This window comes from Serratia sp. YWN4 (assembly GCF_055790845.1).
The window spans coordinates 1,325,502-1,347,876 of record NZ_CM147696.1; the positions used below are offsets into that span (position 1 = coordinate 1,325,502).

Annotated in this window: 15 protein-coding genes and 1 pseudogene; 10 read left to right on the forward strand and 6 right to left on the reverse strand. The window is 52.8% G+C overall.

Annotated elements, in window-relative coordinates:
- Positions 1-34 precede the first annotated feature (34 nt).
- The 6 genes from ACX9GT_RS06195 to ACX9GT_RS06220 all read left to right on the forward strand — a co-directional run bounded on the left by ACX9GT_RS06195 (position 35) and on the right by ACX9GT_RS06220 (position 6,311).
- On the forward strand, positions 35-364 hold the full coding sequence (locus ACX9GT_RS06195; RefSeq protein ID WP_037394553.1) for a YbaB/EbfC family nucleoid-associated protein: 330 nt from the start codon (positions 35-37) through the stop codon (positions 362-364).
- A complete protein-coding gene (gene recR, locus ACX9GT_RS06200; RefSeq protein ID WP_473190291.1) occupies positions 364-969 on the forward strand; it encodes a recombination mediator RecR in 606 nt (201 codons plus the stop codon). Before ACX9GT_RS06195 ends, recR begins: the two co-directional genes overlap by 1 nt.
- A 141-nt stretch (positions 970-1,110) precedes the next feature.
- Positions 1,111-2,976 (forward strand): molecular chaperone HtpG, encoded by a 1,866-nt coding sequence (gene htpG / locus ACX9GT_RS06205; protein ID WP_473191516.1) that lies wholly within the window; start codon positions 1,111-1,113, stop codon positions 2,974-2,976.
- Between the two features lie 189 nt (positions 2,977-3,165).
- Entirely contained in the window at positions 3,166-3,810 is a 645-nt protein-coding gene (gene adk, locus ACX9GT_RS06210) for an adenylate kinase (RefSeq protein ID WP_473190292.1), read from the forward strand.
- A gap of 174 nt (positions 3,811-3,984) precedes the next feature.
- Complete coding sequence (gene hemH / locus ACX9GT_RS06215; protein WP_473190293.1) at positions 3,985-4,947, forward strand: ferrochelatase; 963 nt, start codon at positions 3,985-3,987, stop codon at positions 4,945-4,947.
- Positions 4,948-5,006: 59 nt separating this feature from the next.
- Positions 5,007-6,311 carry an inosine/guanosine kinase gene (locus ACX9GT_RS06220; protein ID WP_473190294.1) on the forward strand — a complete coding sequence of 435 codons (1,305 nt, stop codon included), beginning with the start codon at positions 5,007-5,009 and terminating at the stop codon, positions 6,309-6,311.
- Positions 6,312-6,359: 48 nt separating this feature from the next.
- Here the strand turns inward: ACX9GT_RS06220 and ybaL are convergent, their stop codons facing one another.
- Together ybaL and ACX9GT_RS06230 are read right to left on the reverse strand one after the other, a co-directional pair.
- Complete coding sequence (ybaL, locus tag ACX9GT_RS06225; RefSeq protein WP_473190295.1) at positions 6,360-8,051, reverse strand: YbaL family putative K(+) efflux transporter; 1,692 nt, start codon at positions 8,049-8,051, stop codon at positions 6,360-6,362.
- Between the two features lie 229 nt (positions 8,052-8,280).
- The gene (locus ACX9GT_RS06230; protein WP_473191517.1) at positions 8,281-9,501 is read right to left on the reverse strand and encodes an MFS transporter; all 1,221 of its coding nucleotides are present in this window, start codon (positions 9,499-9,501) and stop codon (positions 8,281-8,283) included.
- 190 nt (positions 9,502-9,691) lie between these two features.
- On the opposite strand from ACX9GT_RS06230, the gene ushA reads away from it, so the two are divergent.
- Both ushA and ACX9GT_RS06240 read left to right on the forward strand, forming a co-directional pair.
- A complete protein-coding gene (ushA, locus tag ACX9GT_RS06235) occupies positions 9,692-11,359 on the forward strand; it encodes a bifunctional UDP-sugar hydrolase/5'-nucleotidase UshA (RefSeq protein ID WP_473190296.1) in 1,668 nt (555 codons plus the stop codon).
- Between the two features lie 358 nt (positions 11,360-11,717).
- Positions 11,718-12,377, forward strand: a complete 660-nt coding sequence (locus ACX9GT_RS06240) for a hypothetical protein (protein WP_473190297.1) — start codon at positions 11,718-11,720, stop codon at positions 12,375-12,377.
- A 248-nt stretch (positions 12,378-12,625) separates the two neighbouring features.
- Here the strand turns inward: ACX9GT_RS06240 and ACX9GT_RS06245 are convergent, their stop codons facing one another.
- Positions 12,626-13,657: an IS630 family transposase gene (locus ACX9GT_RS06245; RefSeq protein WP_473187389.1), complete on the reverse strand. Its 1,032-nt coding sequence runs from the start codon at positions 13,655-13,657 to the stop codon at positions 12,626-12,628.
- A gap of 113 nt (positions 13,658-13,770) precedes the next feature.
- On the opposite strand from ACX9GT_RS06245, the gene ACX9GT_RS06250 reads away from it, so the two are divergent.
- Entirely contained in the window at positions 13,771-14,202 is a 432-nt protein-coding gene (locus ACX9GT_RS06250; RefSeq protein WP_473191518.1) for an Hcp family type VI secretion system effector, read from the forward strand.
- 399 nt (positions 14,203-14,601) lie between these two features.
- The gene (locus ACX9GT_RS06255; protein WP_473190298.1) at positions 14,602-17,937 is read left to right on the forward strand and encodes a glycoside hydrolase family 3 protein; all 3,336 of its coding nucleotides are present in this window, start codon (positions 14,602-14,604) and stop codon (positions 17,935-17,937) included.
- A 200-nt stretch (positions 17,938-18,137) separates the two neighbouring features.
- Here ACX9GT_RS06255 and ybaK read toward each other — a convergent pair whose 3' ends face one another.
- The 3 genes and pseudogenes from ybaK to copA all read right to left on the reverse strand — a co-directional run.
- Positions 18,138-18,617: a Cys-tRNA(Pro)/Cys-tRNA(Cys) deacylase YbaK gene (gene ybaK, locus ACX9GT_RS06260; RefSeq protein WP_473190299.1), complete on the reverse strand. Its 480-nt coding sequence runs from the start codon at positions 18,615-18,617 to the stop codon at positions 18,138-18,140.
- Positions 18,618-18,839: 222 nt separating this feature from the next.
- A complete protein-coding gene (locus ACX9GT_RS06265) occupies positions 18,840-19,643 on the reverse strand; it encodes a TraB/GumN family protein (RefSeq protein WP_473190300.1) in 804 nt (267 codons plus the stop codon).
- Between the two features lie 125 nt (positions 19,644-19,768).
- Positions 19,769-22,264, reverse strand: a pseudogene (copA, locus tag ACX9GT_RS06270) (copper-exporting P-type ATPase CopA); the annotation flags it as partial.
- Positions 22,265-22,375: the final 111 nt, after the last annotated feature.

The window sequence follows — 22,375 nt, forward strand, 5'->3', positions numbered from 1 at the left end:
ACCGTGCGCGGCCAATGCTATGTGAGAGACGACTATGTTTGGTAAAGGCGGTCTGGGTAACCTGATGAAGCAAGCCCAGCAAATGCAGGAAAAAATGCAGCAGATGCAGGAAGAAGTCGCCAAATTGGAAGTGACGGGCGAATCCGGCGCTGGCCTGGTGAAAGTGACCATCAACGGCGCGCACAATTGCCGCCGCGTGGAAATCGATCAAAGTCTGATGGAAGACGATAAAGAGATGCTGGAAGATCTGATCGCTGCGGCGTTCAATGACGCGGCGCGCCGCATCGAAGAAACCCAGAAAGAGAAGATGGCATCTGTTTCTAACGGTATGCAATTGCCGCCTGGCTTTAAGATGCCGTTCTGATGCAAACCAGCCCGCTGCTTGAATCCTTGATGGAAGCGTTGCGTTGTCTGCCGGGCGTTGGCCCGAAGTCGGCGCAGCGCATGGCGTTTCAGCTGTTGCAGCGCGATCGTAGCGGCGGTATGCGCCTGGCGCAGGCGTTGACCCGTGCGATGTCGGAGATTGGCCACTGCGCCGATTGCCGCACCTTTACCGAGCAGGATACCTGCACCATCTGCAACAATCCGCGTCGGCAGCAAAACGGCCAGATCTGCGTGGTGGAAAGCCCCGCGGATATCCATGCCATTGAGCAGACCGGGCAGTTCGCCGGGCGCTACTTTGTGCTGATGGGCCATCTGTCGCCGATGGACGGGATTGGGCCTGGCGATATCGGCCTGGATCGGCTGGAGCAACGGCTGGAAAAGGAAAGCATTAGCGAAGTGATCCTCGCTACCAACCCGACGGTGGAAGGGGATGCCACGGCGAACTACATCGCCGAAATGTGCGGCCAATATGGCATTCTGGCCAGCCGCATTGCCCACGGCGTGCCGGTAGGCGGCGAACTGGAAATGGTTGATGGCACCACGCTGTCGCATTCTCTGGCGGGCCGCCACGCGATCAAGTTCTGATGTTTTTCTGCGGGGCAGCTGGCTGCCCCGTCATCGCTTCACAAAAATTCCCCGCCAGTCGCTTGAAAACCCTCATGGTTGACCCCACTTAACATTCATTGTCTGATTTGGTCATTACTGTCTTTGAGGTAATCAATGAGTATGAAAGGTCAAGAAACCCGTGGGTTCCAGTCTGAAGTAAAACAGCTGCTGCATTTGATGATTCATTCGCTGTACTCCAATAAAGAAATTTTCCTGCGTGAGCTGATCTCCAACGCTTCCGACGCCGCCGACAAGCTGCGCTTCCGCGCACTTTCCACCCCCGATCTGTATGAAGGTGATGGCGAACTGCGCGTGCGTCTCTCCTTCGACAAAGACAAGCGCACGCTGACCATTGTCGATAACGGCATTGGGATGAACCGCGAAGAAGTGATTGAAAACCTGGGAACCATTGCCAAATCTGGCACCAAAGCGTTCCTGGAGTCGATCGGTTCCGATCAGGCGAAAGACAGCCAGTTGATCGGCCAGTTCGGCGTCGGTTTCTATTCGGCATTCATCGTGGCCGATAAAGTCACCGTGCGCACCCGCGCAGCCGGTGCGGCGGCAGATGAAGGCGTGTTCTGGGAGTCTGCGGGTGAAGGTGATTACACCATCGCCGATATCAGCAAAGCCGATCGCGGTACTGAAATTACCCTGCATCTGCGCGAAGGCGAAGATGAATATCTCGACGGCTGGCGTTTGCGTTCGGTGATCGGCAAATACTCCGATCACATCGCGCTGCCGGTAGAGATCGAAACCAAAAATGAAGAAGACGGTACCGTCACCTGGGAGAAAATCAACAAGGCGCAGGCTTTGTGGACTCGCAGCAAATCAGACGTTACCGACGAAGAGTACAAAGAGTTTTATAAACACATTTCCCATGATTTCACCGATCCGCTGAGCTGGAGCCACAACCGTGTGGAAGGCAAGCAGGAGTACACCAGCCTGCTGTACATCCCGGCGCAGGCGCCGTGGGACATGTGGAACCGTGATCACAAGCACGGCCTGAAGCTGTACGTACAGCGCGTGTTTATCATGGATGACGCCGAACAGTTCATGCCGAACTACCTGCGTTTCGTGCGTGGCCTGATCGATTCCAACGATCTGCCGCTGAACGTTTCCCGTGAAATTTTGCAGGATAACCGCGTAACTCAAAGCCTGCGCGGCGCGTTAACCAAACGCGTCTTGCAGATGCTGGACAAGCTGGCGAAAGACAATAGCGAAGAGTACCAGAAGTTCTGGCAGCAGTTCGGTCTGGTGCTGAAAGAGGGCCCGGCAGAAGATGGCAGCAATAAAGAAGCTATCGCCAAGCTGCTGCGCTTTGCCACAACCCATAACGACAGTTCGGCGCAAAGCGTCTCGCTGGAAGAGTATGTCGGCCGCATGACCGAAGGCCAGGACAAGATCTACTACATCACCGCCGACAGCTACGCCGCCGCCAAGAGCAGCCCGCACCTGGAGCTGTTCCGCAAGAAAGGTATTGAAGTGCTGCTGCTCTCCGATCGCATCGACGAGTGGATGATGAGCTACCTGACCGAATTCGACGGCAAAGTGTTCCAGTCGGTCAGCAAAGCGGATGAAGCGCTGGATAAACTGGCGGATGAAACCGCAGAGCAGAAAGAAGCCGAGAAGCAGCTTGAGCCGTTTATCGATCGGGTGAAAACGTTGCTGGGTGAGCGGGTGAAAGACGTGCGTCTGACGCATCGCCTGACCGATACTCCGGCCATCGTCACCACCGATGCCGATGAAATGAGCACCCAGATGGCGAAACTGTTCGCCGCAGCGGGGCAGCAGGCTCCGGAAGTGAAGTATATCTTTGAGCTGAACCCAGAACATGCGCTGGTCAAACGCGCCTCTGACGTGGGCGATAACGAGCAATTTGCCGAATGGATCGATCTGCTGCTGGATCAGGCCCTGCTGGCAGAGCGCGGTACGCTGGAAGATCCAAACCAGTTTATCCGCCGGATGAATAAGTTGTTGTCTGTGTAACTGATAACACCGCGCCCTTAACCCAACGGTTAGGGGCGTATTTTTTATTCTCTTTCTCTCCTGCCTCGTTTCAGCCAACTTTTTCCGCCCCCGATCTCTTCCGCCTACCTTGAGCCAGCACCCTGGTAAATGGTATGGTTGAGTGTTTTCGCAATTTTATAAAAACTACATAGCAAGGGGATTTACGCAATGCGTATCATACTGCTGGGCGCTCCGGGCGCAGGTAAAGGTACTCAGGCTCAATTCATCATGGAGAAATACGGTATCCCGCAAATTTCCACCGGTGATATGTTGCGCGCAGCCGTGAAAGCTGGCTCTGAACTGGGCAAACAGGCGAAAGAAATCATGGACGCCGGCAAGTTGGTTACCGATGAACTGGTGATTGCGTTAGTTAAAGAGCGCATCACTCAGGAAGACTGCCGTAACGGTTTCCTGCTGGACGGTTTCCCGCGCACTATTCCACAGGCTGATGCAATGAAAGAAGCCGGCATCAAAGTGGATTACGTGCTGGAATTCGACGTGCCGGACGAACTGATCGTTGATCGTATCGTTGGTCGCCGCGTGCATGCGCCATCTGGCCGCGTGTATCACATTAAATTCAATCCGCCGCAGGTGGAAGGGAAGGACGACGCCACGGGCGAAGAACTGACCACCCGTAAAGACGATCAGGAAGAGACCGTGCGCAAGCGTTTGGTGGAATACCATCAGATGACCGCGCCGCTGGTGTCTTACTATCATCAAGAAGCCGACGCGGGCAATACGACTTACCACAAAATCGATGGCACACGTAAAGTGACCGAAGTGAGCGCTGAACTGGCGAACATCCTGGGCTGATCGGTTTGATTGTTGTTTAGAACGCCGGGCCTGACGCTCGGCGTTTTTTTGTAGTACGACTTTAAGTTCTGAGGGGAATACCTCTGGTTGATATCGGTTCCGGCTCAACACTTTTTCGCTACAATAGGCGCCATTAATCACAGAGAATTAGCTAGGCAGGAAAAGGGAACTGCGATGAAGCAAGAGAAACACGGGGTGTTGCTGGTGAACCTGGGCACGCCCGATGCCCCAACCCCGCGAGCGGTCAAACGTTATCTGAAAGAGTTCCTCAGCGATGGTCGCGTGGTCGATCTGTCACCACTGCTCTGGTGGCCGATCCTGAACGGGGTCATTTTACCGCTGCGTTCGCCGCGCGTGGCCAAGCTGTACCAAGCGGTATGGATGGACGAAGGTTCACCGTTGCTGGTTTACAGCCGCCGCCAGCAGCAGGCGTTGGCGGCACGCATGCCGAATACGCCGGTAGAACTGGGGATGAGCTACGGTTCACCGAGCTTGGCGCAGGCGATCGACAACCTGCTGGCGCAGGGCGTGACCAATCTGGTGGTGCTGCCGCTTTATCCGCAGTATTCCTGCTCGACCAGCGCGGCGGTGTGGGATGGCGTTGCGCGGGTGCTCAAAGGTTATCGCCGTCTGCCATCGATCGGTTTTATCCGCGATTACGCCGAACATCCTGCCTATATTGCTGCATTACAGCACAGCGTCGAGCGTTCTTTGGCCGAGCACGGCCAGCCGGATCGCCTGATCATGTCATTCCACGGCATTCCCAAGCGTTATGCTCGTTTAGGAGATGACTATCCGCAGCGCTGTGAAGACACCTACCGGGCGCTGGCGGCCACGCTACCGTTAGCTGCGGATCGGGTGAAGCTGACCTACCAATCGCGCTTTGGCCGCGAACCTTGGTTAACCCCTTACACCGATGAAACCCTGAAAGGCTTGCCAGCCCAGGGTGTTAAGCATGTGCAGCTGATTTGCCCCGGTTTCTCGGCAGACTGCCTAGAAACGCTGGAAGAGATCAAAGAGCAAAACCGTGAGATCTTCCTCGAAGCTGGCGGTGAAAAGTTCGAATACATCTCTGCGCTTAATGATGACTCCGCGCATATTGATATGATGCAGCAACTGGTGGCACAGCGGTTTTAATCAATGAGGCAGGAATATGCTAATATTCCTGCCTGTTCACAGCCAATTCCGCCAATCACATGAAATTTCCTGGTAAACGTAAATCCAAGCACTATTTCCCGGTTAACGCCCGCGATCCGCTCTTGCAGCAGGCACAGCCAGAAAATGAAATCGGCACCTCTTATATCGTCGGCATCGATCAGACGCTGGTGGATATCGAAGCGAAAGTGGATGATGCGTTTGTCGCACGCTACGGTCTGAGCCTTGGCCATTCACTGGTGATTGAAGATGACATCGCCGAAGCTCTATATCAGGAACTGCTAGACAACAACCTGATCACCCATCAGTTTGCCGGTGGGACGATCGGCAATACCTTGCACAATTATTCGGTGCTGGCGGACGATCGTTCGATCCTGCTGGGCGTGATGTGCAGCAATATCAAGATTGGCAGCTATGCCTACCGCTATCTGTGTAACACCTCCAGCCGTACCGATCTCAACTACCTGCAAGCGGTGGATAATGCGATTGGCCGCTGTTTCACGCTGATCACGGAAAGCGGTGAGCGCACCTTCGCCATCAGCCCAGGGCAGATGAACCAGTTGCGCCCGGAGAGTATTCCTGAAGAGGTGATTGCCGGGGCTTCGGCGTTGGTGCTGACCTCTTATCTGGTGCGCTGCAAGCCGGGCGAGCCGATGCCAGCCGCCACCATGCAGGCGATCGAATATGCCAAAAAGCACGATGTGCCGGTGGTGCTGACGCTGGGCACCAAATATGTGATTGCCGACAACCCGCAGTGGTGGCGCGATTTCCTCAATGAGCACGTCTCCATTCTGGCGATGAACGAAGACGAAGCCCTGGAGTTGACCGGGCTCAGCGATCCGCTGATGGCGGCGGATATGGCGTTGGATTGGGTGGATCTGGTGCTGTGTACCGCCGGGCCGAGCGGCCTGTATATGGCCGGCTATACCGAGGAAGCCAACAAGCGTGAAACCCAGCATCCGCTGCTGCCGGGCCAGATTGCCGAGTTCAACCGTTACGAATTCAGCCGTGGCATGCGCCGCGCAAGCTGCGAAAACCCGTGGCGCATCTATTCGCATATAGCGCCTTATATGGGCGGCCCGGAAAAAATCATGAATACCAACGGTGCCGGAGACGCGGCCCTGTCGGCCTTGCTGCATGATATTGCGGCCAACGGTTATCACCGCAACAACGTACCGAACTCCAGCAAGCACGTGCGTAGCTACCTGACCTATTCGTCTTTGGCGCAGGTGTGTAAATATGCCAACCGCGTCAGCTATCAGGTGCTCAATCAGCATTCACCGCGCCTGACGCGCGGTTTGCCTGAGCGGGAAGACAGCCTGGAAGAGTCTTATTGGGAAAGGTAAAGGAAGTAGCAGGAGCGCCGTTCTGGCGCTCCTGTGGGCTTATCGGTATCAGATCGGGCAAGCGCCCATTTTCTCTTCTTTCGACAGCGTTTCCAGTTTGAGGCTATTTAGCATGCTGTTGGCGATCTCACGCTCGCCCATCACTATCTGATCAGCCCCATGTTCAGAAAGGTACGAGATTTCGTCATCATAATGGGCGCGGACAATGATCTCGATATTCGGCCGTTTGGCGCGTGCAGAGGCCACGATCTCACCGGCTTCGTAACTGTTTGGAATGGTCAGCAGCAGCCAGCGTGCGCAGTCCAGGCGCGCCAGATCCATCACTTCTGGATTGGCCGCATTACCCAGTACCGCTTTGACCCCCTGTTCACGCAAAGCCTCAACCCGAGAGCGTGAGTTTTCAACCACCACCAGAGGAATACCCGCCTTGGCGAGCTTGGCTCCCAGCAGGCCGCCAACGCTACCAGAACCGACGATCAGCGCATGGTTACACATGTCCACCGGGATCTGCTTTTCTTCTTCTACCGCCTCTTCCAGGGTTTGATCTTCCATGGTTTCGGTTTTTGCCAGATAGCGCTCCAGCAGGGTAAACAGCAGCGGATTGAGCATAATCGACAGAATCGCCCCGGCCAGCACCAGATTACGGCTGTGCTGATCCATCAGGCCGAGGGTCATCCCCAACCCGGCAAGAATAAAGGCAAACTCACCGATCTGCGCCAGACTGGCGGAAATCGTCAGCGCGGTACGCTTGGAGTGGCCGAACATTTTTACCAGCAGGAACGCCGCCAGTGATTTACCAAACACGATAATCGCCAGCGTAGCCAGCACCGCCAAGGGTTCGTGGAGCAGAATCATCGGATCAAACAGCATCCCGACGGAGACAAAAAACAGCACCGCAAAGGCGTCGCGCAGCGGCAGCGTATCGTGAGCCGCACGGTGGCTCAGTTCCGATTCGTTCAGCACCATGCCCGCAAAGAAAGCACCCAGTGCAAATGAGACATCAAACAGGCCAACGGCACCGTAAGCAATCCCCAAGGCCAACGCCAGCACCGCCAGCGTAAACAGCTCGCGTGAACCGGTACTGGCGGTTTTAGCCAGGATCCAAGGAACCAGACGGCGGCCAACCACGATCATCAGCGCGATAAAGGCGATCACTTTACCAATGGTGATGGCCAGTTCGGTCAACAACTGCGTGGAGCTGGTATTCTCGCTGCTGATCATGTTGGCGAAGGCAGGCAGCAGAACCAGTGCCAACACCATGGCTAAATCTTCGACGATCAGCCAACCGATAGCGATTTGCCCGCGCTGGCTGTCAATCAATTGCCGCTCTTCCAGCGCCCGCAGCAGCACCACGGTACTGGCGGTCGACAAACACAGACCGAATACCAGGCCGGAAACCAGATCCCAACCCATTAATTTCGACAGGCCCATGCCCAACAAGGTGGCGACGGTAATCTGCGCGATGGCACCGGGTATAGCGATAGATTTTACGGCAAGAAGATCTTTAAGAGAGAAGTGGAGGCCAACACCGAACATCAGAAGGATCACACCGATCTCTGCCAGTTCGGGTGCCAGCGAGATATCGGCAACAAAACCTGGGGTAAACGGGCCAGCGAGGACGCCTGCGGCCAGATACCCTACCAGAGGAGAGATGCGCAGGCGGTTTGCCAGCATACCAAAGAGGAAAGCGAGTACTAATCCTCCGACAATCGTGGTGATCAAGGGTGTTGAGTTGTGCATCCAGACTCCTTCTAGTGGTAAATTGCCTTCAATTTGCGCAAAGAGCCATTGAGTTTATTGCATTTGCCTTATTGGTGTTTAGCTAATTTTATCATTTATGTAAAAAAAGCAGAGAATTTCACTGTTTTTACACCAACCAGGTGATTTAAGGTCTGATAAGGCAAATAATGTGGGTTTACAGAGGGAATAACCCGAATGAATAAATCAACTAAATCGGGTTATAAGGGGGTTAGCGGCGCTTATGATCTACATTTGGCAGCAATGCGGTAATAATCCCGATTAACGGCAAGAAAGCACAGATTTGATAAACCAGCTCGATGCTGGTCAAATCGGCAACATAGCCAAGAACGGCCGCCCCTAAACCGCCCATACCGAAAGCAAAGCCGAAGAATAGCCCGGACACCATGCCCACTTTGCCCGGAATAAGATCCTGCGCATACACCAGAATGGCGGAAAACGCCGAGGCCAGAATAAGCCCGATGATCACCGTCAAAATCCCGGTCCAATAGAGAGATGCATAGGGTAAAACCAGGGTAAATGGCGCTACGCCAAGGATCGAGCCCCAAATAACATACTTGCGCCCGAACTTATCCCCCAATGGCCCGCCAATCAGGGTTCCGGCAGCGACGGCAAACAAGAAGGCAAACAGATGAAGTTGTGCATTCTGTATCGAAACGCCGAACTTATGCATCAGATAAAAGGTGTAATAGCTGTTGATGCTGGCAAGATAGAAGTATTTGGAGAAAATCAGAACCAGCAGAATGCCTAACGAGAACACCACGGTACGTTTTGGCAGCGGCAACCCCTGTGCTGGCGGTTTTGGCCTGCTTTGAGCGGCCCGATGCTGCTGCTGATACCATTTACTGACCTGCAACAACACCACAATGGCCAGCAGTGCCGCGAGCGAGAACCAGGCCACATTGCCTTTGCCATAGGGTGCGATCACCAGAGCCGCCAGCAACGGGCCGAGTGACGTGCCGAAGTTGCCACCCACCTGGAACAGTGATTGCGCCAGGCCGTGCCGCCCGCCGGAGGCCATACGCGCCACCCTAGAGGATTCCGGGTGGAAAACCGAGGAACCGGTGCCCACCAATGCCGCCGCCAGCAGCACCAGTGGGAAGGTGTTGGCAACCGAAAGCAGCAATAAGCCGGAAAGGGTAAAACCCATGCCGACGGGCAGCGAATAAGGCTGCGGATGCTTGTCGGTGTAGTAGCCAATCAGCGGTTGCAGCAGTGATGCCGTAAGCTGATAGGTAAGAGTGATCATGCCGATTTGCACAAAGCTGAGATTGAAATCGGCGCGCAGGATCGGGTAAATCGCCAGGATCAGCGATTGAATCATATCGTTGAGCAGGTGAGAAACGCTGATAGCACCGAGAATCGAAAAAACGGTGCCCTTAACCGCACTGCCTCTGGCTGATGGCAGGGCGGTTTCGCTACGGTCAGTCATATTATTATTAGCCTGATAAGTGGATGACAGAATCGCCATCTTATACCGTTCACCTTTCGCGCGACAACGTTGTTGGTATGGTGTTTCCTTATCCAACCCGTGTCACAAAAATTTGAAATAGCTTGCTGCTAATTCGCGTTACACTTCTGCACACATCAACAATAGCTGTTATCAATAATGGAGATCCGCCATGCGTTTTTCGCTAAAAACCACCGCATGTGCGTTGGCCGCGTCCCTGACTTTGCTTTCAGGAACGGCCAGTGCCTGGGAAAAGGATAAAACCTACGACATCACCATCCTGCACACCAACGATCACCACGGCCATTTCTGGCAGAACGATCACGGTGAGTACGGCTTAGGCGCACAGAAAACGCTGGTGGACAGCATCCGCCAGGAAGTGGCAGCCAAAGGGGGGAGCGTGCTGCTGTTGTCCGGTGGTGATATCAATACCGGCGTGCCGGAATCTGACTTGCAGGACGCAGAGCCTGATTTTCGCGGTATGACACTGATTGGTTACGATGCGATGGCGATCGGCAACCACGAGTTTGACAACCCGCTCAGCGTGTTGCGCCAGCAGGAAAAGTGGGCCGCTTTCCCGCTGCTGTCGGCCAATATCTATCAGAAAAGCACCCAACAGCGTTTATTCAAGCCTTACGCGCTGTTCGACAAGCAAGGGATTAAAATTGCAGTGATCGGTTTGACCACCGACGACACCGCCAAGATCGGTAACCCGGAATATTTCACCGATATCGAATTCCGCGTTCCGGCGCAGGAAGCCAAGCAGGTGGTTGAGCAGTTACGCAAGGGCGAAAAGCCCGACGTGATTATCGCCGCCACCCATATGGGCCATTACGATGATGGCAATCATGGTTCTAACGCAGCGGGCGATGTGGAAATGGCGCGCAGCCTGCCCGCGGGCTACCTCGATATGATTGTGGGGGGCCATTCGCAGGATCCGGTCTGCATGGCCAGTGAGAACCACAAGCAGGTGGATTATGTGCCGGGAATGCCATGTGCGCCGGATCGCCAGAACGGCACCTGGATCGTGCAGGCGCATGAATGGGGCAAGTACGTTGGCCGTGCTGATTTCCAGTTCCGCAACGGTGAGTTGAAGCTGGTGCATTACCAACTGATCCCGGTCAACCTGAAGAAGAAGGTAGAGAAAGCCGACGGCAGCAGCGAGCGCGTCTATTACACGCAGGCGATTGCCGAAGATCCGGGCATGATGAAGCTGCTGACGCCGTTCCAAGACAAAGGCCAGGCGCAGCTGGCGGTGAAGATCGGCAGTGTGAACGGTAAACTGGAGGGCGATCGCAGCAAAGTGCGTTTTGTGCAGACCAACCTGGCCCGCATGCTGCTGGCGGCGCAGATCGAAAGAGCCAACGCCGATTTTGCCGTGATGAGCGGTGGCGGCGTGCGCGATTCTATTGAGGCTGGCGATATCACCTATAAAAACGTGCTCAAGGTACAGCCGTTTGGTAATACGCTGGTGTATGCCGATATGAAAGGCAGTGAAATAGAGCAGTATCTGGCGGTGGTGGCGAATATGAAGGTGGATTCCGGTGCCTACGCCCAGTTCGCCAACGTCAGCCTGGTGGCAGACGGTAAAGGCGTCAGCAACGTGAAAATCAACGGTGAACTGCTACAGGCCGATAAAACCTATCGCCTGGCCACGCTGAATTTCAACGCGTTGGGCGGTGATGGTTATCCGAAGATCTCTACCCTGCCGGGCTATGTGAATACCGGCTTTATCGATGCAGAAGTGTTGAAACAATATATCGAAAAGCATTCACCGCTGGATGCGGCGGCGTTTGAACCGAAAGGTGAGATATCCCGCAACGGTTACACCAGCAATTAACCGGGCTTGATAGCCTGGGGCTTCCCGTCACGCAGCCGTCGCGCAATGAAGTGATTATCACCCCCGGTGAAACGGGGGCCGCATGAGAAATAAGCGGCGAAAAGTGCTAAAAACACTGCAAGAAAGACGCAGTTTAAAGGGTTATGGCATGGCGCGGCTGGTAAGAGAGCCTTACAGGCGCCTATGAAAAACCTCCGGCTATGCCGGAGGATATTTATTTTGCTGCCGCGGGCCAACCCCTAAACTTATTAACCGACGGCTTAATAAGCTTAGGGGTTATCAGGACTGCTCTAGACTTAAATTAACATTAATGATAAGTTATTTTTATCTGTACTGGATATATGAAAAAGGGATTAACATGAGTGATATTGATGAAATATCAACTAGGATAGCAGATATTATATTATCACCAGAATCTATCAATGGTCTCATTAACGGCGCGCTAACTATCCCTCTAGATTATGGATACCTCATTTACGGATATTTAGATACAGACTCTAGATACATTCATGAAACCGCTAGAATAAGAATGGCAAATGCAGTAAGGCACGACATCCTTAACTATGATCACATCACTAATGCTATAAAGATAATATTCGAAGAGTTCAATAAATACGTATCAGAAACAGAGCAGAATAATATATACAGGGGGGATGTAACGTCTATAGCTGGAAGGCTAGCTATGAACTCAATAATTGCCAAGATCGCTTCTGTTGTTATGGCAAGAGTTTCATTCATTTCAGCAAGTAGCAGTTACAAGGTTATAGCCATCGTAAGCACCTTTTTACTCGTTGGCGGCATGACTGAAAGATCTATCAGAACCTCTGAACGGTTAGCGATTGAATCCCCAGAAGTATATAGATTATTAAGGAGTAGGGATTACGATCTCTTATACTTCCTGTTTGAACCCTCCGTTCAACCTTTTGTAGACGCTATTCATGTGAGAGTGACACAAGGGGAATCTGCATTTTCTAATCTTATTGAGTTAACGGAGACAAAACTCAATGGCTCTCGATAAAAAAAACTCCTCCTTTGGAGTCATAGGGAAAATATTTGTATTCTTTCTCTCTCATACCTATGAGTTTATAATTGGCCCGCTTGTGGTTTTTGGTTCTATATTTTGCATAGTGTATTTTGAACCCTGGCCTTTAAAACTTATATGCATGGCTCTATGGAATGCCTTACTATATTTCCTGGCTAAAATTTTTAGTAAATTAACTAAAAATAATCTCAATTAACAATATCAATATATAAGGATATACCCGATTAACTTGAAGACGCTTGCTTTAGCACCTGAAAATTGTCATTCAGCCGGGACGATAATGAACCCGCCATCTCAGGGAGCGTTGTCGTAAAAAAGTTAAATATAGCCGTTCGGAAATCAGGCTTACTGGCAAAGTAACGGTTGTTCCTTGCACATTCGTGCATCAGCTTCCATAACCGTTCTATGGGATTCAAGTTGGGGCTGTAAGGTGGCAGGGAATGCAATTTTATATTGCAGACAAATGCCCAATCTTTGACCAGGTTTGTTTTGTTATACCCCGCGCCATCCAGAATAATATGAATTGGCTGCTTATAGTCGGGATAACATGTTCTTATCTCATTGAAAAATTGACAGATAGTGTATTCATTAATCGTTTCGTAATCATGAATGACTGGATGGGCAGCATCATTCAGATCCAGCGCGCCCAGAATGTTCATCCGAGTACGGCTTCCTGTTGTTTCAACAGTCTTTTTTTCCCCTTTTTTTATCCAGCCGAAGCTCAGTTTTGTCGCCTGAGTCGGATGCACTGCATCCAGAAAAAGGATCGGTTCACCTCTCGTGGCAACTTTTAATTCTTCATAATATTCAATGAACTGTTGCTGTTTCTCTTCACTGAATTTATGGGGTACGCCTGAGGGTTTCTTATAGCTGAAGCCATGCCGGTGCAGCCATTTGTTCATTCCTGGGACGCTGTATATGACACCCCATTTTTGTGCCACGTAGGCCACAATCTGGACAGTATGATGGAATAAATGTTGAGTTAAGTGGCTGATAAGCTGTTCGGTTTTTTCTGTGCTGAGCATGCCATCAGAGCCACCATTTTCGGGTTTCAACTTCCCTTTATTCAGATATTCGCTGATATGGTGGTCAACAGTGGTCTGATGCAGGCGCAGAGCCTGAGCAATCATGACCGAACTCCAACCTTCGGAGGCGAGAAGTACGGCTTTAATACGATCGCAAACGTGTTTGTCCCGGCTGGAATCATGCCGGCGTTCGAGTTCGATTTTTTGCTCAGCGGTGATAAATATCTTCATGGGATGAAAGCATGATCCTCTTCATCAACAAAATCAAGCATCTTCAATGATCACGGGTATATAACATGTAAAACCCCGCTTATCTTTGGCTAGTCGATGAAAACGGTTCACCTATCGTCGGAGGCTCTTTAGTCTCTGGCCGAACCGGATCAATTGAACTGAAGTCAGTTAACCATCACATGACTATCCCCACCGATGGAAATACAGGCCGACTTACAGGCACAAGAATACACTCACCGTTTTCTATGCAGAAAGAGTTCGATAAAACAACGCCTGTTTTATATCGTGCATTGAGTGAAGGGGTTACGTTAAAATCTGCAACAATAAAAATGTATCGTGTTTTGGATTCCGGCCTTGAAACAGAATACTTTAATATTATTCTAGATAACGTCAAAGTAACGACAATAACACCAAGTTTACACCCAAGCGGGCAAACTGGAATGCATCTTGAAACCATTCAGTTACGTTATGAAACTATCACATGGAAATATTGTGATGGGAACATCATCTATAAAGACTCATGGAATAATCGCGCAATAGCGTAATGAAAGGCAGTATCGTTTACCAGTAAAGGAATCGCCACATTGGCTAAGCGCAGTCTGGTAACAGGTTGCGCTTAGCCGATAGTGAGCCTGCTGCGAAGCAAAAATTAAGATAACAGGAAAATTGGGCTTTCCGGTTTAAAAGTGAAATTGAACGGTTTTCTGGTTCCCATCCCATTTCCAACTAACCAAAATAGGTATTTATTTCGAAGTGTGAAATATATCTTGGTATTCGTTATCTCCCTCTGTTAAACATCCCTTATGTTTTAGAAGGCTTGGAGTCTTCCAAGGTGTTTGCTTTTCTACTCGGAGAGGGATTCTGTGATAAAGACGAAAAGTGTAATCATTAGCGTGCTTGTTTCTTTAGCCTTGGTTGGCTGCGATACGGCTGAAAAAAGCACTATGGATAGCAGCAATAATAGCGGGAGCAACAGCAGTAATAATAACGGTAACAACAATGGTGGTAATAATAATGGCGGTGAGATTCAACCGCCCACGCCTAATACCACCCTGCCTTACTTTGCCGACTGGGAAAACGTTAACAGCGTAATCAAAAAAGATCCGGCCATGGAGGCGGAAATTCAGCGCATCCTTGCGATGATGACGCTGGAAGAAAAAGTGGGGCAGATGGTACAACCGGATTTACGCGATGTAACGCCCGAAGAGGCAGAGCAATATAAATTAGGTTCTATCTTGAACGGCGGCGGTGCGGCGCCAGGTAATAACAAGTACGCCACCGCTGAAGAGTGGGCGAAAGAAGCGGACAAATATTGGTTAGCACTGGAACGTGTTTATGAAGGGCGCGGATTCAGAATCCCCTTTATGTGGGCGACAGATGCGGTACACGGCCATAACAATGTGTTTATGGCAACGGTTTTCCCGCACAACATCGGTCTGGGGGCGGCGCGTAACCCCGATCTGATCGAAAAAATCGGTGCAGTCACCGCGCGTGAGATTGTCGCGACCGGCTTGGACTGGACGTTTGCGCCGACGGTTGCCACACCGCGTGATTATCGTTGGGGCCGTGTATACGAAGGCTATTCTGAAGATCCCGAGATCGTTTACGAATACGCCAAACGCATGGTGCAAGGCATTCAGGGCGGTGAAGAAGGCCTGAAAGGCGAACTGAACGTGATTTCGAACGTTAAACATTGGGTGGGTGACGGCGGGACCCTGCAAGGTGTCGATCATGGGCAAAACCGTTACACCGAAGAGTATCTGCGCAATATCCATGCCATGGGCTACATCGGCGGCCTGAGTGCGGGTGCGCAGGTGGTGATGAGTTCATTTAACTCATGGTGGAACCCGGCCAACGTCGATCCGATGGTAGATAACCCCTATTATTCTGCTGCCGATACTGACTCTGGCTACATGCAAAACCAGAAAATCCATGGTTCAAAGTACCTCATCATTGATGTGCTGAAAGGCAAAATGGGTTTTGATGGCTTGGTGGTGACCGACTGGAATGGCCAGGGTGAGATCAACGGCTGTTCAGCGGCTAACTGCCCGCAAGCCGTTATCGCGGGTAACGACGTTTTCATGGTGACATCGCGCAACGATTGGCACGCGTTTTACCAGAATGTGATTGATCAGGTTAAATCCGGCATTATCCCGATGGAACGTATTGATGATGCGGTAACCCGCATTCTACGCGTTAAGATGCGTGCCAACCTGTGGGCAAAACCGATGCCCAGCCAACGTGCTTTAGCGGGTAAACAGGAAATACTCAGCGCCCCTGAACACGTTGCCGTCGCGCGCCAGGCGGTATCCGAATCACTGGTCTTGTTGAAAAACCAAGCGCAAACGCTGCCACTGAAGAAAAAGGCTAAATATCTGGTGGTGGGCTCTGCTGCCAACGATATCACCAAGCAAACAGGGGGCTGGTCACTATCATGGCAGGGGGATGGCAACACCATCGAAAAAGACTTCCCGCACGCTCAGACCCTGTTAATGGCAATGAAAAGCGTTGTAGGCGCAGAAAATGTCATTACCGAGGTTGCTGCCACCACGCCTGAAGAAGCGGTGGCGGTGGTTGTGATAGGCGAAGATCCCTACGCGGAAATGTTCGGTGATATCTCAAAAGCACAGACGCTTGAGTTCGCTGCGCTGAAAGCGAAATACCGGCAAGATTCAGAACTGATTAAATCGCTCAAAGAGCGGGGCTATAAAGTGGTCACGGTGTTCTATTCCGGGCGTCCGCTTTATGTCAACGAAGAGATCAATAACTCTGACGCGTTTGTCGCTGCCTGGTTGCCCGGTACGGAAGGCCTGGGTATTACGGATGTGCTGTTCGGTGATAAGGACTTTAAAGGTAAATTGTCCTACACCTGGGGCGCAACCAAGTGTTCAACCACCATTAACCGCGCTGCGCCAAATATTGCAGGCTATATCACTCCCGTTGATGGGATCACCGGCCAGGTTATTGAGCAGGAACTTGACGGTGAATATAAACAACTCTTTCCCTACGGCTATGGCTTGAACTACGCGGGTAAAACCGACGTTGCCGCGACCGAAGAAGACTTGAATAATCTTCCTCTGGATCCTCGTGATTATGGTTGTGGTATCGCTGCGCCTGATACCGGTGTTGCTGACTCCCCTCTAGAGATCTACGGTAAGAATGCTAAAGGCGAGTTTGTGGCTTTAATGTCAGGGGATATTAACGGCTGGTCCAAGCATGAAATCACCAAAGGTGAAACGACCATTGGTACGATAACCACCAAAGGGATCGACTATCAAGGGATGCAGCAGTCGGCCTTGAACGTCAATTTCACCGGGGAAACCGATGGTTTTGCCGGTAAATCGGCGGCGCAAATCTATATGCAGACCGTTGACGAGAAAGGCGCTGATTACAATCGCTATGTGAATGCTAATGCGACTATTGAGTTCGATATTCGCGTCAACTCGGGTCATCCGGCCCTGGTTAATTTGTCTACCCACTGTGAATATCCTTGCCGTGGCGAAGTGAACATTGCCAATGTTCTACCTAAACCCTCAAGCGATTGGTCGACAATTAAAATCCCCGTTCAATGCATGGTAGAAACGGGTATGTCGTATCAGATGATGAACACGCCTTTCCTCATCTATACCGCAGAGGCGATAAACTTCGATATCGGTGCCATCCGTTATGTGCCGCAACCAGAGGGTTTACCTAAAGACGCCATTCCCTGTGCGACCTTCCATGAAAGTGAATTACCCCCGCTAGAAGGTGCAAGCTACGATATTCTGGCTGACTTCGGTGCGATAACGGTCACCAGCGATCAGTACAATACGGATGACTGGCAACCCTTACCGGAAGGAGTTACGCATATGGTCGCCACAGCAACCGGGTCGGTTGTCAGCGTGGCTTACAATGCGAATAGCCCGGAGTCGTACAAAGGTCTATTGCACTTTAATTTCGCACCTCAGAACCTCAAGCAGTTCGCCAGCGGTAATCTACAGTTCGATATCTTCGTTAAGTCGCTAGGCGCGCAAAAGCAAGACTCTGAGCAAAATGGGTTAGTGATTAAAGTCGGCGGTGATAAAGGTGATACGGGGGATATATTGGCTGACTCGCTAGCAGGAGCCAAGCTGGCGATGGGCGAATGGAGAACCATCGTGGTCCCGATGAGCAGCATCACGGCTAAAGTGAGCAACGCGTATTTCGATCAGAGTATTAAGAGCTTCACGGTATTCCCGGCGTGGGCGAATACACAAGCAGGCTTCGAGTTCGAGATTAAAAACATCAAGTTTATCAAGTAAGTCTAAGGTGCAATCGACGGTGGCGGCGATGCGGCCACCGTCGATACCCTTCATACTTCAAGTTGCTTGGGTGTTGGCTGCGCTCTGTCGCCCCAGTCACATAGTGGACTATGCTCCTGGGGTCTCCAGTGCTTGCCGCCTACAAGCAACTCGAATTATTTTGGGTATATACGTGTGATTTATGGGGAAGCGCCGGTTATTCAATCCCGCTTGGCGATATCCGCAAAGCTGCCGGTCAGTAAACGGCATAAATCGCTGGCGGCCAGTTCGATATCCAGCCCGCGCTTGCCGCCGGAAACAAAAATCGTGGTGAATTGCTGTGCCTGGCTGTCGATCACCGTTGGCAGCCTTTTCTTTTGCCCGAGCGGGCTGATGCCACCCACCAGATAGCCAGTTACCCGTTGTGCCTGCACCGGGTCGGCCATCTCGGCTTTTTTGGCCCCCAGCGCTTTGGCGACCTTTTTCAAATCCAGCTGGGTAGCTACCGGCGTTACCGCGACCGCCAGATTTTTGCTATCGCCATTAAGTGCAACCAACAGGGTTTTGTAGACCTGTTCGGCATTCAACCCCAGCTTTTGCACCACTTCGTCGCCGAAGTGGGTTTCTTCGCTGTCGTGATGATAAGGGTGAAGGGTAAAGGCCACTTTTTGCTTTTCAAGCAGAACTACGGCGGGCGTCATAAGGTATTTTCCTAAACGGTGGGAAAGTTGCAGTTTGAGGCCATAAAATGACAAAAGTATAACCGGCTAAGCAACCTGTGCCGAGCGTAAGTAAAGGCGGTTGCCAATAGGTTCACCGGGTTGCTACTCTGCTGATTGTAACCGCTAACAGGGTTACGATGCGTATAACTAAAATATGAGAAATTCCTCTTTGACTGGCCAATAGCGATATTGGCCACTTTTTTAGCCAGTTTGCAGCATGGCAGGCAGATTATCTTCGCCATACAGATGCAGGGCACCGACGGCCACCACATAATTACCCGGCGGTAACGCTTCCAATTTTTGCTGCCAATTGCGGTTGCGGCGGTGCATCAGCACGTCATACAGCTCGGCGCTAAAGGTGGAGGGCAAGGTTTCCAGCGTGGTGTTCGGCTTGGCGTCCAGCCACCAGCTCACCATGGTTTGCAGCAGCCGCGCATTAGTATGCCAATGTTCCAGCGTATCGTGCAGCAGCGTCATTCCCCCTTCCGGCAGTTGTTCCAGCAGGCTTAATTGTTCCTCAGCCCCTTCCAGCTCAATCACCGGTTTTTGCTGCGCCTTGGCGGCCTGCAACAACTGATAATCGATACCGCATTCGGCACGCAACCCCAATTGTTGTGCCTGTCGCGCTTGCATCATCAGGGCAACCTGCCACCCAGGCAGGGTAGAGAACGTTGCCACATCGGTTCCCAACTCCTGACACAGCGTCTGTAACTGGCAAAATTCCTCGGCGGAGAGGCGTTGTTCCAGTGCGATTTGTTCGTTGGTTTGATTAAATGGTGAGGAACAGTCGGTGATATCGGCTTCAACGATCAGTGCATCGGCCTGCTGCAAACGAGCAATCAACCGCGCTGGCAACGGCGACATATTAACCGTACCCATATGAATGCTGCCCACCAGATGGAACTGACGATGGCCCGGCAGAGTGATGTCTAGCGCCGGATAGGCATGAACCACCGGGGAAATGATGCCGAAGAAAGTGGCGATGCGGCGTAACAGTTGACCCATACGGCGTGGCTCCTGATTAGCGTTTGCCCCATGCTAAACGCTATCTGCCATATAAGAAAGTCTGAACAGTGAAGGAATAATCCCAAAGCCAAGCGGAGCGCAGTAGGTTGCGCTCCGCTTTCAGGCTACTGTTTAGGGGTAAAGCGCAGCAATCGGTTGGCGTTGCTGACCACGGTAATTGACGAAAGCGCCATGGCGGCACTGGCCACCATTGGGCTCAGCAGGGTGCCGGTCAGCGGATACAGCACCCCGGCGGCGATCGGGATACCGAGCGTATTGTAGATAAATGCCCCGAGCAGATTCTGCTTCATATTACGCATGGTGGCTTTTGACAGCGCCAGCGCATCGGCAACCCCGTTCAGGCTGTGGCGCATCAGGGTAATGGCAGCGGTTTCAATCGCGATATCGCTGCCGCCACCCATGGCGATCCCTACGTCTGCCTGTGCCAGCGCAGGGGCGTCGTTGATGCCATCGCCCACCATTGCCACGCGGTGGCCCTGAGCCTGCAACTGTTTGATAGCTTCTGCCTTGCCATCCGGCAAGACACCGGCAATCACCCGGTCGATACCGGCCTCTTTGGCAATCGCATTGGCGGTGATCGGATTGTCGCCGGTCAGCATGACCAGTTGATAACCCTGCTGATGCAGGCGTTGCAGCGCCTTCACGCTATCGCTGCGCAAAGGATCGCGGATGGCGATCAACGCCGCCGGTTTGCCATTGGCGGCCAGCAACACCGGGGTGATGCCACGCTCGGCCTGTTGCTGCATTTGAGCATCCAGTTCGCTGGTGGTAGCGATCTGGTTTTCCTGCAACAGTTTGGCATTGCCTAACAGCAGCGGCACGCCTTCCACTTCACCGCTGACGCCGGAGCCACGCAGCGTGCGAAACTGCTCCACCTGTGGCAAGGTTTGCTCGCCGGCATGTTCAACGATGGCGCGTGCCAGCGGGTGGTTGGCCCCTTGTTCCAGCGCGGCCGCCCAGCGCAGTGCCTGCTGTTCGCTCACCTGGTTAAAAGTGATGATTTCTACCACCCGAGGCTGGCCTTCCGTCAGCGTGCCGGTTTTATCGAACACCAGGGTATCCAGCACGCTGGCCTGTTGCAGCGCATCGGCGTCGCGGATCAGCACGCCAAACTCTGCCGCACGGCCCACGCCGGAGATGATCGACATCGGCGTTGCCAACCCTAATGCACAAGGGCAGGCGATGATCAGCACCGTGGTGGCGATCACCAGCGTGTAGACCAGTTGCGGTTGCGGGCCAAAGAAGTACCAGACTGCGCCGCTGAACAGAGCGATGGCGACGACGGCAGGGACGAACACCGCCGAGACCCGGTCTGCCAGTTTGCCGATCTCCGGCTTGCTGCTTTGTGCCTGACGCACCAGCTTGATAATGCGTGCCAGGGTGGTTTGGCTGCCGATGGCCGCCGCGCGGAACAGCACGCTGCCGTCATCCACCACCGTACCGGCATGCACTTTATCGCCAAGCCCTTTCTGCTGCGGCACGGCTTCACCGGTCAGCATGGCTTCATCGATCCACACTTCGCCTTGCAGGATTTCGCCATCCACCGGAATGCGATCGCCGGTAGTCAGGCGCAGGGTCATCCCCAGTTGCACTTCGGCCAGCGGGATATTCTGCTCTCCGCTTTCCGTCACCAGCCTGGCGGTTGGCGGGGTCAGATCGAGCAGCCGTTCCAGCGCCTGGGACGAACGCTGCCGCGCGCGCTGTTCAATGGCATGACCAAGGTTAATCAAGCCGATGATGATCGCACTGGCTTCGTAATACAGATGCCGTGCTTCCATCGGGAAGAAGTCGGGCCAGATATTCACGCTGATGGAGTACAACCAGGCAGCACCGGTGCCCAAGGCCACCAGCGTATCCATGGTGGCACTGCCGTTCAGCAGCGCGCGCCAGGCGTTGCGGTAGAAGTGCCCACCGGCAAACACCATCACCGCCAGGGTGAGCATGCCGACCAGCAGCCAGAGCCGCTGGTTTTCCGGCGTCAGCGACATGCTGCCGCCAAACAAATCCCACAGCATCAGTGGGATCCCCAGTGCTAACCCCAACGCCGCCTGCCAGCGGAAGCGCTTCATGTTGGCTTGGGCGGTTTGCTGCTGGCGTGCGCGGCGTTCGGTTTCGTCCTGGATCATCTCCGCGCCATAACCGGCTTTTTCTACCGCCGCGACCAGAGCCTGAGGTGTCGCGCTGCCGGTGATCAGCGCACTGCGTTCTGCCAGATTAACCCGCGCCTGCTCAACACCGGGGACGCTTTGCAGTGCATTCTGGACCTTGCTGACGCAGCTTGCACAGCTCATGCCGCTGAGCAACAGCTGTATGCTGTCATCGTCTGTTGCCGGAAGGGAGGAAAGTGCCGCTGCCTGAGTTTCCGGCAGAGTAGGATCAGATACAGTCAGCGGCTCAGTTTTTGGGTGGCTGGTGCCCTCGGCCAAGCTGGCATGAAAGCCTGCATCTTCTATGGCAGCGATCAACTGCTCTGCGTTGGCATCGCCATACACGTTGGCCGCCTCAAGCGTCACTTCGGCGCTGGTCACCCCCGGCACCGCTTCCAGCGCCTTGCGGGCGCTGCCAACGCAATGCATGCAGGAAAGCCCTTGCAGCGTTAAGACCGTAGTTTGGGACATAATATATCTCCTCGTAGAACGTGCTGTTGCTTAAGGCTTGACCGCCTTGATGATTATCATTAAGAATGAGGTTAAACCTTCCAGCAAGGGTAA

Excerpts from the sequence above, each read along its gene's own strand:
- ACX9GT_RS06230 (WP_473191517.1), bottom strand. The coding sequence starts at position 9,501 with ATGACTGACCGTAGCGAAACCGCCCTGCCATCAGCCAGAGGCAGTGCG.
- ACX9GT_RS06255 (WP_473190298.1), top strand. The coding sequence starts at position 14,602 with ATGGATAGCAGCAATAATAGCGGGAGCAACAGCAGTAATAATAACGGT.
- ACX9GT_RS06220 (WP_473190294.1), top strand. The coding sequence starts at position 5,007 with ATGAAATTTCCTGGTAAACGTAAATCCAAGCACTATTTCCCGGTTAAC.
- hemH (WP_473190293.1), top strand. The coding sequence starts at position 3,985 with ATGAAGCAAGAGAAACACGGGGTGTTGCTGGTGAACCTGGGCACGCCC.
- ybaL (WP_473190295.1), bottom strand. The coding sequence starts at position 8,051 with ATGCACAACTCAACACCCTTGATCACCACGATTGTCGGAGGATTAGTA.
- ushA (WP_473190296.1), top strand. The coding sequence starts at position 9,692 with ATGCGTTTTTCGCTAAAAACCACCGCATGTGCGTTGGCCGCGTCCCTG.
- recR (WP_473190291.1), top strand. The coding sequence starts at position 364 with ATGCAAACCAGCCCGCTGCTTGAATCCTTGATGGAAGCGTTGCGTTGT.
- htpG (WP_473191516.1), top strand. The coding sequence starts at position 1,111 with ATGAAAGGTCAAGAAACCCGTGGGTTCCAGTCTGAAGTAAAACAGCTG.
- adk (WP_473190292.1), top strand. The coding sequence starts at position 3,166 with ATGCGTATCATACTGCTGGGCGCTCCGGGCGCAGGTAAAGGTACTCAG.
- ACX9GT_RS06245 (WP_473187389.1), bottom strand. The coding sequence starts at position 13,657 with ATGAAGATATTTATCACCGCTGAGCAAAAAATCGAACTCGAACGCCGG.
- ACX9GT_RS06265 (WP_473190300.1), bottom strand. The coding sequence starts at position 19,643 with ATGGGTCAACTGTTACGCCGCATCGCCACTTTCTTCGGCATCATTTCC.
- ACX9GT_RS06195 (WP_037394553.1), top strand. The coding sequence starts at position 35 with ATGTTTGGTAAAGGCGGTCTGGGTAACCTGATGAAGCAAGCCCAGCAA.
- ACX9GT_RS06240 (WP_473190297.1), top strand. The coding sequence starts at position 11,718 with ATGAGTGATATTGATGAAATATCAACTAGGATAGCAGATATTATATTA.
- ybaK (WP_473190299.1), bottom strand. The coding sequence starts at position 18,617 with ATGACGCCCGCCGTAGTTCTGCTTGAAAAGCAAAAAGTGGCCTTTACC.